The sequence below is a fragment of the Clostridium sp. K13 genome (genome assembly GCF_019734195.1).
Taxonomy (GTDB): domain Bacteria; phylum Bacillota; class Clostridia; order Clostridiales; family Clostridiaceae; genus Clostridium.
Genome location: NZ_JAASHM010000059.1, coordinates 1 through 12,653 on the forward strand (window position 1 = coordinate 1; position 12,653 = coordinate 12,653).

17 protein-coding genes are annotated in these 12,653 nt (G+C 28.1%); all 17 read right to left on the reverse strand.

The genetic code is table 11. The features are described from left to right. Positions 1–227: 227 nt before the first annotated feature. The 17 genes from HCG76_RS18070 to cptIN all read right to left on the reverse strand — a co-directional run bounded on the left by HCG76_RS18070 (position 228) and on the right by cptIN (position 12,542). Positions 228–878 carry a hypothetical protein gene (locus HCG76_RS18070; protein ID WP_221701654.1) on the reverse strand — a complete coding sequence of 217 codons (651 nt, stop codon included), beginning with the start codon at positions 876–878 and terminating at the stop codon, positions 228–230. Between the two features lie 210 nt (positions 879–1,088). Then, positions 1,089–1,418: a hypothetical protein gene (locus tag HCG76_RS18075; RefSeq protein ID WP_195949458.1), complete on the reverse strand. Its 330-nt coding sequence runs from the start codon at positions 1,416–1,418 to the stop codon at positions 1,089–1,091. A 251-nt stretch (positions 1,419–1,669) separates the two neighbouring features. Next, positions 1,670–2,884: a hypothetical protein gene (locus tag HCG76_RS18080; RefSeq protein ID WP_221701655.1), complete on the reverse strand. Its 1,215-nt coding sequence runs from the start codon at positions 2,882–2,884 to the stop codon at positions 1,670–1,672. Between the two features lie 264 nt (positions 2,885–3,148). Then, positions 3,149–3,406 (reverse strand): hypothetical protein, encoded by a 258-nt coding sequence (locus HCG76_RS18085; protein ID WP_221701656.1) that lies wholly within the window; start codon positions 3,404–3,406, stop codon positions 3,149–3,151. 26 nt (positions 3,407–3,432) lie between these two features. After that, positions 3,433–5,073 (reverse strand): terminase large subunit, encoded by a 1,641-nt coding sequence (locus HCG76_RS18090; protein ID WP_221701657.1) that lies wholly within the window; start codon positions 5,071–5,073, stop codon positions 3,433–3,435. Beyond that, a complete protein-coding gene (locus HCG76_RS18095) occupies positions 5,073–5,468 on the reverse strand; it encodes a hypothetical protein (RefSeq protein ID WP_221701658.1) in 396 nt (131 codons plus the stop codon). The genes HCG76_RS18090 and HCG76_RS18095 overlap by 1 nt, the downstream gene beginning before the upstream one ends. Positions 5,469–5,555: 87 nt before the next feature. Further along, positions 5,556–5,876, reverse strand: a complete 321-nt coding sequence (locus HCG76_RS18100) for an HNH endonuclease (protein ID WP_221701659.1) — start codon at positions 5,874–5,876, stop codon at positions 5,556–5,558. A gap of 164 nt (positions 5,877–6,040) precedes the next feature. Next, the gene (locus HCG76_RS18105; RefSeq protein ID WP_221701660.1) at positions 6,041–6,583 is read right to left on the reverse strand and encodes a tyrosine-type recombinase/integrase; all 543 of its coding nucleotides are present in this window, start codon (positions 6,581–6,583) and stop codon (positions 6,041–6,043) included. Between the two features lie 4 nt (positions 6,584–6,587). After that, a complete protein-coding gene (locus HCG76_RS18110; protein ID WP_221701661.1) occupies positions 6,588–6,971 on the reverse strand; it encodes a hypothetical protein in 384 nt (127 codons plus the stop codon). Further along, entirely contained in the window at positions 6,964–7,236 is a 273-nt protein-coding gene (locus HCG76_RS18115; RefSeq protein WP_221701662.1) for a head-tail connector protein, read from the reverse strand. The genes HCG76_RS18110 and HCG76_RS18115 overlap by 8 nt, the downstream gene beginning before the upstream one ends. A gap of 49 nt (positions 7,237–7,285) precedes the next feature. Further along, complete coding sequence (locus HCG76_RS18120; RefSeq protein ID WP_221701663.1) at positions 7,286–8,506, reverse strand: phage major capsid protein; 1,221 nt, start codon at positions 8,504–8,506, stop codon at positions 7,286–7,288. 1 nt (position 8,507) lies between these two features. Next, complete coding sequence (locus HCG76_RS18125) at positions 8,508–9,065, reverse strand: HK97 family phage prohead protease (protein WP_221701664.1); 558 nt, start codon at positions 9,063–9,065, stop codon at positions 8,508–8,510. Then, positions 9,028–10,260 (reverse strand): phage portal protein, encoded by a 1,233-nt coding sequence (locus HCG76_RS18130; protein ID WP_260458196.1) that lies wholly within the window; start codon positions 10,258–10,260, stop codon positions 9,028–9,030. The genes HCG76_RS18125 and HCG76_RS18130 overlap by 38 nt, the downstream gene beginning before the upstream one ends. Next, the gene (locus HCG76_RS18135; protein WP_221701665.1) at positions 10,191–11,039 is read right to left on the reverse strand and encodes a hypothetical protein; all 849 of its coding nucleotides are present in this window, start codon (positions 11,037–11,039) and stop codon (positions 10,191–10,193) included. Before HCG76_RS18135 ends, HCG76_RS18130 begins: the two co-directional genes overlap by 70 nt. Positions 11,040–11,217: 178 nt before the next feature. After that, positions 11,218–11,361 (reverse strand): hypothetical protein, encoded by a 144-nt coding sequence (locus HCG76_RS18140; RefSeq protein WP_221701666.1) that lies wholly within the window; start codon positions 11,359–11,361, stop codon positions 11,218–11,220. 194 nt (positions 11,362–11,555) lie between these two features. Then, positions 11,556–11,705: a type II toxin -antitoxin system TacA 1-like antitoxin gene (locus tag HCG76_RS18145; RefSeq protein WP_221701667.1), complete on the reverse strand. Its 150-nt coding sequence runs from the start codon at positions 11,703–11,705 to the stop codon at positions 11,556–11,558. Between the two features lie 366 nt (positions 11,706–12,071). Further along, positions 12,072–12,542, reverse strand: coding sequence for a type III toxin-antitoxin system CptIN family toxin (gene cptIN / locus HCG76_RS18150; RefSeq protein WP_221701668.1), 471 nt, complete (start codon positions 12,540–12,542; stop codon positions 12,072–12,074). Positions 12,543–12,653 lie beyond the last annotated feature (111 nt).

A 12,653-nucleotide genomic window follows, 5' to 3' on the forward strand; every position in this document is an offset into this window, starting at 1 on the left:
TCTTAATACATAAGAGAGCTTAATAATCTTTCGAACCAACATCTTAGCAGACGCATATTGGCTTGCGACAATCTTTCGAACCAACATCTTAGCAGACGCATATTGGCTTGCGACAATCTTTCATTCTTTCAAATGATATTCACTTTTATACTATTATTATAGCACCATCAGTGTAAAAGTAAATACTATTTTTTATAACTCTCTATATTACTAAATATTATAAAATATTACTTAATATTATCTAACGCATATTTTAATAAACTACTAACTATATCCTGCTTCTTATACATCTTATATTTATCAAATATCTTTTCTAACTCTTGATATACTTCTACATCAATTTTAAATGTTTTAGTTGTAGTTTTGTCATAACTACTTATAAAACTTTTATCAGAGTGAATACCTTCACTCTCTAACTCTTTATGTAAATGCAATTTTTCACTCTGTAATGTTTCAACTTTTTGCTCCAGCAACTCAATTCTCTTTAAAATTAAATTTATATCTTTTGGATCACTCGCCTTACTTTTATTTTTCACCATCAACTTTTCGCTATCCAAAATTGGATTTTTGACAGCCGAATTTTCGGCAGTTAAATTTTTTATTTCAACTGAACAATTTTGAGTGGTTAAAGTCATGTTATCCGACTCTAAAGTTTTCTTATTTTCTTCTTTCCCAACGTGATGGGAAAATCCTATTATCCTTTGTCCTGCTCTTAATGGCTCAAACCCATTAACCTTAAATCTATTTAATATAGTATTTTTTGATATTCCTAGGCTCTTACATATAGCATTGAAATTATTATTCTCTTGCTTTAATTCCTCATTAAAATAGTCAACTTGACCTTTTATATCTAATTGATTGAATTCCTCCCTATTCATCTGTAACCCCCTATAATAAATATATTACAAAAATAAACTATTATAATATATTATATTACCAAATATTACCTCAATAATATATTCTTATTTTATGTAATGACGGAAATATTTCCGAGTCATCTTAATTCTTCTTCTCTTTCTTATTCTTCTTCTCTTTCTTATTCTTTTTCTTCTTCTATTGCGTTACTGTAACGTTACTGCAACGTTACTTTAATATTTATCATTCATAATTTTACTTATGGTACCAAGTGATAAATTATATTTCTTTGCCTTTGCTCTATAACTTCCAGTATCATTTTTTATTATTTCTACTTGCTCCTTGGTTAATTTTTTTCCTCTTCTTTGAACTATGTAACCATTTTTCCCTGCTGCTATAATCGGATTTGATATATAACAAGAATATTTCTCTAAAATTTTTTTTTCTTCTTCAGTAAAATTCATATCTCTTGGTACTATATAAAACCTCTCAACAAATTGTTTTATAGTATTATCTTTACCAACTGTTAATGGATATGTTTGTATTTCTCTTTTATTATCCATCTCAATACCCCCTATGTTCATTTATTAGAAATGATACTGTTCACTTATTAAAAATAATACAGTAAAAATTTAAATAAAAAAAGATACAAGGGAAACCCCCTCATATCCTAATAACCTTTTTATAATTTTAACTGCTCAATTTTGAGCCATGGTCTTAATATCTATTTAATTATCTTATTCTATCAATAGAAAACGGAAAAAGTTCGCTATACACACTTTATAAAGACCCATTTCAGTTGACAAAATATAAATTAATTTAATTCTTTTAATAATTTACTTACTGCTTGTCTTGTTATCCCTAGCTTTTCTGCTATTTTGCTTTGATTATAACCTTGTTGTTTTAACTCCAATATACTATTTATTCTATCCTTTTTGCCTTGTTGTCTTGAAGTTAATCCTTTTTCATTTCTTCTTGCTTCATTTCTCTTTTTATTTTTTCTATCATACTTAACTCTAGTAGATATTATGGTTAATAGCTCTCTTTGCTCATGCTCCTGTAAATCTAAAGCATTAATTATATATTTATGCGTGAATTTATATCCTTTGCTATTATCCTCTTGAAAGTGTTTTACAGTTCTGTTTACACTTCTGCATACTGAAGTTAATTCTTTTACATTATATGGCTCTCTAAAGCTTTTATTAAACTCCTTAGTAACTTTAATTAACTCTTCAACTGTAACCTCATTTACAAGCCTATAATGATAACTATAAAGCATAATTAAAGTATTTCTATATCCTTTAATATCTCCATTTCTTAAACTCACTATATGCTTAAAATCTTCTATACGGCTCATATTTAACGTATATAAGTTTTTAGTAGGTAAATAGGTAATTTTACTTTTATTCTTCTTATATTGCTTATTCACCTTTATATAAGCCTTTTTTAAATCAAATATATTGTATATATTCCCCTCATTTTTAAGCATACTGTAACATTTACTGTTATTTTTACTGTTTATAGTTCCAGGTAATCTTAAAAGCCTTGTAGGGTCTTTTACTCTAGTATCTACTGATATATTTTTTATGCTTCTTTCCAATTCTTTTATTGTGTTAAATAAATGATTCTCTATCTTTTCCCAAAGGTCTAAAAGCATTATATGACAGTTATTAATATCCCAATATATATGTATTCCTCTACCACTATTTATATATTCTGTTGGTTGTGGAATTTTCTTTTCTTCAACTAACTGCTCTACTGCTCCAACTACTTCAAATGGGTCTATTGGTTCAGTTCCTGCTTTATGGTCTATATCAATATAAAATCTATGTAATTGCCATAAATATTCTCTTTCCCTTTTTATTGGTGAATTGAATGTATTAGGTGTGTAATATATATCTTTTTTATTTTTATATTCTTCTGAATTTATTTCTATTGGACTAATTGCTTCAAGTCTTTTCATTGTTCCCTTTGAAGCTTGTACTATATGTGTAAATCCTAAATCATATTCTAATTTTAATATTCCCATGTATATAACCTCTCTTCATTTAGTTAAACAAAAAAAGCCTTCTAGGTATTATCCTAAAAGGCTTGAAAATTCTTTAACTAAATGATATACTGTCCTTAGTTAAAAGGCTTCAATGCTTCTTAGGTAGTACGTGTACCTATTAAGTTGCTTTCAAATATATTGGTCGTATATTTGAAAGTGCGAGGTCTTTTTTTTATTTTTAAATTTATTATACCATCACATTTCCAAATATTCCACAAATTAATACTTATCTTTTCAATAATTTTAATTTTCATAATTAAATCTTTTTCCATCATAACTGGCAATAATGTTAATTAATTTCTGTCTATTCTGCTCGTAAAATAATTTATCTCCAGTTAAAAAGTAAATACATAGTAAACTTAACTCTAACATTTCAACTGGATCACTCGACTTATTTATATCAATTCTTACCTTTTCACTAGCTTGTACCATTTCAGAATAATAATATTGCTTTGCTTTTCCGTTACGTTCTATGTAATTAGCTCTTAAATTTTTTCTCATACTATTTCAACCTTTTCTTTTATAAATTATAATGCTCTTATAAACTCCTCATAATGTTCATATAAACCAACATAAGCGTCTAACATTGAAGCTACTCCATCTATACGTTGTTTTGCTGATTGATTTTTAATCGGTACTATATTTCCGTTTCTATCCTCACAAACTCCTGTATTAGTTAAGCACCATTTTAAAATTGGATTATTATTATAGTTAATCTTTTTTGCTTTAAGGTCTGCCCCTAACTGTTGCATTGGTAAGCTCAAAGTTTTTGCCCCTTGAATACATCTCTCCATTTTAAAGCCATGAGCTTTCATTTCTTCAACCCAATATTTAGCTGAATAATTATCATAATAAATCCATAAAGGTGTTATTCCATAATTATTTAGCATTTCAATAAACCAAGCCGTAACATCACTATAATTAATGCTATTGCCATTACATAGCCTTATCAAACCTCTTTCTAGCCATTTATCATATGGTATTTTTTCAATCTTAACTCTTTCATTAAAATTTTCACTAGGTAGCCAATACATTTGATGTATATATCTTTTTTCTGTTTCCTTATCTATAAATAATAATGTTGCACATGTTAAATCTGTTGTTATGGATAAATCCGCTCCACCTATTGCATAGAAATTTTTAAAGTTTTTTATATCAAAAGTTTCTGTATTATTAATATCATCAAAGTTTAACCATGCATTACTTAAGGTATTTCTTATATTAAAATCTTTAGTTAATACCCCGCTTAAATCTTTTGGACTATTCTTTGCTTTTTCTACTTTCCTTTTTAGGTCATCTAGCTTTTTTATTGCTCCTAATGATGGATTCGATTTACTCCAACATCTTTCATCTAACCATTCCTCTTTTTTATCTAATTCATATATTATCGGCAAAAATGTATCATCTTCGAAAGTTCCATCTACAATATTGCATGAATACTCATAAATATCATCAAAAATACACTCTCTTACTGTTCCAGCAGTAGTTATCATTATTAATAACGGTTGCCTTCTTGCTGATTGTGATTGTTGCATTACCTCATATAAATTTCTATCTTTTACGCCATGTAATTCATCTATAATTACACAATGTGCATTTAATCCGTCTAATGTGTCAGAATTTTTCCCAAGCGGTTGGAACTTACTCATAGTTAAAGGGAAATATAAATCACTCTTTCTCTTTTTGATATGCTTTGATAGATAAGGACTTTGATTTATCATATTTAGAGTTTCATCAAATACTAACTTTGCTTGGTCTTTCTTTGTAGCACATGAATATATTTCTGCTCCTGCTTCATTGTCTGCTATCATCATGTAAGCAGCTATCCCACTAAGCATTGTTGACTTTCCATTTTTTCTTGCTACATAAAACATACTTTCCTTATATCTTCTTAAATTAGTTTCTTTATCTATGAATCCAAATAATGCTGATATATAAGCCTTTTGGAATAATTCTAATATTACTGGCTTTCCAGCCCATTCACCTTTACTATGTTTGCAAAATGTTTCAATAAATTTTATTGGTCTTAATGCTCTTTCTTCATCAAATATATATTTATCCGAATTGTAAATATCATTTACCATTTTCTCATATTGCTTGTACACTCTATTAGATACAACATATTCACCAGCTTTTATCTTTTCAAAGTATTCAATAACATAATTCATTATTTGGGTTGCTCCTTTTTGGATTTCTTCTTTTTAGGATTCTCCTTTTTTTGTTGATTATTAATGAACGTTATTAATGGATCTGCTTCTTCTACTGGTTTAACTGGTGGCAATAAATCTACTAATTGCTTTGATAAATTACTGTAGTTTTTTAATGTTGTATTATATCCCTTTAATGCTGGATTCTCTCTTAAAAATTCTTGTTGTCCTTGCTTAAATAATGTTGTTGTTCCTTGTGTTTCAACTTCTTCTTTCAATTTATCTAAAGTCCTTTGAATGAATAAAAGTTCATTATAAATATTTTGTGCTATTGGTAGCCTATCTTTTGGAATTAATTTTAAAACTTTTTTAACTTGCTTCATCTCTTTTGATATCTCTTCATTTTTCTCAAACATTTCTTAAAATTCACCTACTTTCTTTGTTTTACCCTACCCTAAAATTTAAAATTTCTTGGAGGGGCTTAATTAGGTAGCCACTCGACGTTACACTATTTGCCCCATTTCATTGACCTGGGGGGTATAGATTAAATCTCCATTCTCATCAAATGTAACTCCGTTTATTGTTGCATTGCTATTGCCATGCATTACGTTATGACAATCTAAACATAACGCTTGAAGGTTATCCCAATTTAAAGTTATATTTGGGTCTGTTATATTATCTGGTGTTATATGTTTCTTATGATGAACTATCTTTGCTATATCTCCACATCTCTCACATATATAATTCTTACTCTTCATAAATGCTTTCCTACACTTAATCCACTTCATACTATTGTAGAAACTTTTAGCATATTCTTTAGCCATTATTCCTCCTTTATTTTTATCTTTATATCTATCTTGAATGTATTATTACTATGAGAATGTTACCTCCCACCTACACCACCTTAGCAATTGATACTATGCCATTTATTAACACTCTTAAATATCAATGTAACCTCATATAAAAAACATTACTTATTTAATCTAAATTAATATTTTATTTTCTTTATTGCATTATTTAATCTCTCTGTATCCATACCAATATACGCTAATGTTGTTGCACTTGATTGATGTCCTAATGCCTTTTGAACTAATCCTATATCCTTCTTATTGTCCATATATAACCAATATGCAAATGTCTTTCTTGTTCCATGACACCCTAAGTTCTCTATATTAAAATACTCTTCTATCTCTTTCATAATCCTATAAGCTTGTGTCCTTGTTATTGGTTGATTAATTCCTTTCCTGCTCTTGATTAAATAATCATCATCTTTCATATCTTCTGTGTATTCATCAATTAATTTCTTTAATTCTCTATTTAATGGAATATTTATCATCTTTCCTGTTTTTTGTTGCTTTATTTTTAAATTCCACTTTCTTCTTACATCTTTTACTTTTAAATTTAAAATATCGCTTATTCTGAATCCGCAATATATCCCTAATCCAAACATAATGGCGTTTCTTTGGTTTTCACCTTCTAAACTTTTCATTATATTTTTTACTACGCTCTTATCTTTTATAGGCTCTGTCATTACATCACCCCCATTTTTTTGACATATGTTCATAATTTAATTCTTGAATAAGTTTTACAACTTCTTTAAGCTCTTTATCTATATCTAAATCACTTAAAATTATTTTTGTTATATCTGTGCCTATATATTTTCTTTCTCCAATATAACTATTTGTTTTAACTCTATATCCTAATTCGTTTATGTAATTGGCTACTGCTCTTACACTTTCTAACTCTAAATATTTTTTAAATACTATAGTTTCAAAATTATCATCTTCTTTTATTTGAGATTTATTTTCTAGGATATTAATTATTTTTTCAATTTTCTGTATTTTTTCATTATGTTTTTTAATTATCTTTTCCTCTAGCTTCCTATATCCTTTTATTTTGCTTTTTATTACTTCACTCATTTTCAGTCCTCGCCATTGAACTTAATACCATCAAAAGGTTATTTATAGGTTTTTCATAGTGTTCAAAGTTATTGTCATACATTGAACATATTAAATACCCTGCTAGTATTTTAACTAATGGATTAATCGGTTCTTCTTCCCATCTTGAACCTGTTTTAGTTTCTAAATAATCTGGAATTGATTCTATAAATCCTGATATAAGCTCATCATCTTCCTCAAAATCAACTCTTAACTTTGCTTTTGCTTCTTCTAATGTTAATATCATCTATTCACCTTCTTTATTAAAAAGGTGTCCAAATTGGACACCCCTGCTTTTATTCTACTTTTGATAATTTTATAAATGCTTCTGAAACTAATGGTTTAGTGTCTGCTATTGCTAATGCTCTATAATCAATTACCCCATATTTAAAGCTACTTTCTCTTGATGTTTCTACAACTATGCCCTCTGGAATGTTGTAACCTAAGTAATTAAAGTTACCTAAGAATATAGTGTCATCTGCTATATTGTCATCAATAATAACTGGCTTTCCTAATATGTAACCTATATTTTCATTCTTTGGATCAGCTATAAATATTGGTCTACCTGTAGTATCTACAATTCCATAAACTGAATTATATAGAGTTGCATTATTCATAGCCCATTTTGCTCCTGCTGAATATCCTCTTTTTAATTTTGCTAACATTTTAGTTAAATCTGTATAAACCACATTATCTGTAAATGTAAAGCTATTTTCTCCATTCCATGTAATTCCTGTTGCTATTCCAGTTCCTTGATTTACTCCAGTTCCGTTTACTAATGAATCTGCTATACACTCCATAACACAATTTGTTAATTCTTCGATAATATAGCTCTCAAATGCTGAAATACTCATTTTCTTTGAACTTGCTGAAATAGAAAATATTTTTATTATTTCATATCCAGCAAATGAAACTTTAGCAATTTTTTCTGATGGATTTTCTGAATCTACCTTTTCACCTTCCGTATGCCAATTTGCTTTTGTACTTGGTGTTCCAATAGGTACTGATATATTAGATGGAATATTGAAGCTTCTACAATGAGATATTAATCCTCCTATTGTTCTAGCTTTTTTGATTATTTCATTTAATGTTTGAGTTGGTAAAATTGCAGCACTATTAGTTGTTGTACTAAATGCATCTGCTCTTTTTTCTGTATCAACTATTTCCATAGCTCTTTTAAAAGTTCTTTCTTCTACATCTGTTAACTTTTGCCCTAACATTGTTTTGAAAAATGCATTTCTATACTCTGTACTTTCAAATACATCTCCTTTTACACTTTCCGTTGCTCCTGCAAAACTCATTCCTGTTATTGGATTAAACTGTTGTGATCCTTGACTTCTTTCTTCAATATTTTCTTTTGCTTGTTTTAATCCCTCTAGTTCAATATTTAATTCTTGAATATCTATATTAGGGTCTGTATTAATTAAATTTCCTATTTCTGCGGTTCTCTTTTCAATTTCTGCCTTACTATGATTTCTATAATAATTAAATGCTTCTGCTATATTTTTAAATTTCATTTTAAATACTTCCTTTCAATATTTGATTTACTTTTATTCTTAACATATCTTTTTGCTTGTCCTTATTCTGCTCTGCTATTATCTGATTTCTAGCTTCTACTGATGTTGTTTGATAAGCTGGAAAAGGAACTACGCTACACTCATAAACTTTTTCTATTTTAGTTATTGTTCTAGTATTAGTTTTGCTATCATAAAAACTGCCGTCTTTTGGTACTTTAAATGTAAAACTCATTCCAGTTAAATCACCTCTGCATACTGCCGTATGTACTGCCTTAGCTTCTTCGGTATTTGGTAAAACTGCCCTCATATGAAGTCCCTTATCATCAACGCTAAATTGCATTGTTTTTGGTACTCTTGCAAGTGGTAATTTATTTAAATCATGATTATATAATAAACGTATATCGCTCAAGTCTGCCGAATCTAAAGCTCCACGTTTTATGACTTCTTTATAACTTCCCATAGGGTCATTAATTATTGTTTCTTCCTCAAATACAATTGGTGTTCCTATTAACTCCAATTCATTATTGCTCTGTATTTGGGTATTTCTTATTTCCTTCATTGTTTACCCCCTTTTTATTCATTTGGTATTCATCAACGATTTTCGTATTAGCAACATTCAATGTTTGTACTCTTCTGTCGCCATCTTCTACACTAGGTAAATTTAATATTTCTAATGCTTGATTTACTGTAAATAATCCTAATGGCATTAATTCCTTTAACATATTTACTTTGGTTGTATTACTAGCAAATTGTAATCTATTAGCTTCCATGATTATTGAGTTACCAAAGGCTTGTTCTCTTTGAGTAAATATTTTATCCGTTAATTCCAATGAAATTTGAACTCCTAATGCTTCTATTACACTTTCATAAAAAGCTGACCATTCATCTTCATTGTATGTACTGTTAACAATTTTTTCTGATACACCTAAGTAATCATATATTTTCTGTTTTATTGCTAACAGTTGATCACTATCAATAACTGTTCCTTTAATCTCTAAAGGAACATAATCCATTTTGCTATCTAATGCAGCTATTCCTCCATTATTACTTATGGATAAATAGTCTTTTATAAATTCTTCTTTTTCTTTCTTTAAATTCTCTGGACTTAATATTTGGTTATACTTCAATAATCCTTTTATTGTTGCACTAGATTTTATTGAATTTGCTATACCTTCATTCTGTGTATGTGCTAAATCCAAAGTATTTAATATTGCCGTATTTTTATCACCTAATAAATCATTTGAATTATAAAATCTTCTTATGGTGAAAACATCTCTAAAAGGTAGTGTTACCTGCTTATCTCCAATAAAGAAAAATCTACAATATAATTCTCCTGTTAAGTCTGTTAAATATTCCATATTTACTGGACTTAATGGATATATTCCTGTTAATTTTCCATTTTCATCTTTCTGTAAATAAGCAAATGCATTATTGTATAAATAATAATGAGTTACTATCTTATATATCATGTCATATGAAGTCATATATGGATTAGGTCTTACTTGTAATATTCTGTTTAAAGAATTATCTCCATCTTTTCTATTTCTATCTATTGTTACAACATGAACTGGCTTTAACTTAGCCACATTTCTTGCTATTGAATCAACTGCTGACCTATAAATATCACTTTCATATGCATTGCCACTAAACTGAGTGAATATTGCTGGTCCACCATTCATTACTTCTACTCTGCTTTTTTCGGATTGTATTTCCTTTGAATCTCTTCTTCCAAAAATCTTACGTATGAATCCCAAACCTTATTACCCCCTTTATTTATCAATGCTTCTATTTCTTGATATGTTTTTGGTGTATTTGGTTTTTTCATTAACATATAATGAAATCCTAATCTAACTGATACAAAAACAGGAATCATTCTTTTAAAATTCAATACTTCTCGTCCATTTATTCCCCAGCTTTGCTCACTATCTAATGAATATGGCTTTACCATATAAACGCCATTATTTTTAGTTCTTCCAAACTTTTGCCACTCTTCTTTTTGTAGCTCTTCTATCTGCTCTTTACTATAGCCTTTATTCATCAGGTATTTTTCTATATATATATATTCATCAAATATAGTTGTTTCATATGTTAATACTTCTTCTATTTCTCTATTTGAAAATATATTTTCTTCAAATTCTTCTTTACTCTCTGCATATTGTATAAAGTTAGAATTCTCATATAAATTATTTAAAATATAAGTTAATTTTCCTTTAGTTTTCCCCTTTGCAAATAATCTTGTTGGTTTATTTCTTTCTAATTGTTCAAGCAAATATATAGTTATTAAACTTGATAAATCAACATCTTTTCTCAATGCTTCTTCTTCTAGTTCTTTTAATAAATTTTCTGCAATAAGAATCTCTTTCTTTACTGGAGTTCCAGCCATAATAAAATTAGTTAAATAATTTGAGTATTCATATTCTCTTTTGCTATAAGGAATTATATCTTCTTTAACTTCTACTATGTTTCCTGCATATCTTTTAAAAGCTAATTCAGTTCCTCTTTTTCTAAATCCATGTAGTTTTTTATTATCCATGTAAAACGCTCCTTAATTTGCCAAATGTAATATATTAATTTTATTTTATTCATTCGTAGACGCCGCGGGAAATTTTTTTTTAAAAAAGGATAACGCCAAATTTACGTTATCCTCTTTAAGTTATTATTTTAATTTATTTTGAATCTCTAATAATTTAATTATTATTTCATCTAAATTATTATTTTTCATTTTTATTTCCCCTTTTCTTTCTTTGAATATCAACATATCCCTTAGTAAAACCGAAAAGAAAATCTAAATATTCTTTATCCTCAATTTTATTAATTATCTTAATTATCCATTCTTTCTTAAATTCTTTATCCATTATCTCACCACCCCAAATCTTTTATATATTACTGCTCCCTTTAGGGTTGGTATAACGTTGTGGGAATTACATTTTTCTATGTAATTTTTTAATGTTTTTATGTTCATTGGTAATTAATCCTCCTTGAATTAACCACCCAATTAAGATATAATCTAATTGTCACGTTAGAGTCTATCCATATGGGTGGGCTTTTTTTATTTTTCTTTTTTCTTATTATCTTCTTTTACCAAATCAATAACATACTTATTAACTGGTTTTCCGTTTTGAGCTGCTGAAGCTTTTAACATTCTTTTTTCATCTTCTGTTATTTTTAATTCAAATCTAACTTTCTTTTGTTTTTCCATTTGCTCACCTCCTATAATTATTATAGCCGTACTAGTACGGCTATGTCAATAACTTTTTATTACTTTTTTATTAAATATTTTTAGTGGGTAATCACTCAAGGGTAAATTCCCCCTCGGCTTCTTTGGTAATTAGTTCAAGTTTGCACCAATTAAAATTAATAATCAAAAGCAAAAAGGGAGTAACGATTTGCTACCCCCTTTTTAGTTTTGTTCATTTATTATTTTATGAACAAAATAAAAAAACTGCGTCATTGTATGAAAATGCGAAGTTTTTTATTAAATCCTTGATATTACTAGCCTTATAAAATATTATTTTTGTAATATTGATTTTTTACGCAGTTTTATTGGATAAAACACGCAGTTTGATTATTGTTTTATACGTTCTAACAACTTCTTTTCTATTTCTAGTACATTGGGTTGCTTATTATGTAATTTAATTCCCTTTCTAATTAAAGCTAAAACCTTATTCGCTTTTTTTCTTATATCCTTTATAACTCTTTCATTTTTTATTACAACCGCTTTATCAGATATTGTATATTCACGTTCAATATATTCTTCTAAGACAGGAAATATATCCCCTATTATAAAGCCTCGTTCTGCTCCACATATATTTTCTACATGAAATACATCACACTTCTTTCCTTGAGCCTCCTTTTTAGCAATTCTCTCTTTCATTTTATCTACTTGAGTTGTCATTGGAATTACCCACAATATGCCACTATCCTCTTTAACTGCATAATAGCTTGGTCTATTTTCCCCTTTGTTTTGCTTTAAATTAGAATCTGGAAAATCTATAAAATACTTATCTTTTATTATGTAAATTCCATTTTTATTCACTTAAAAATTCCCCCCCTAATAATAAAAAAAGCTCTCTTAATACATAAGAGAGCTTAATAATCTTTCGAACCAACATCTTAGCAGACGCATATTGGCTTGCGACAATCTTTC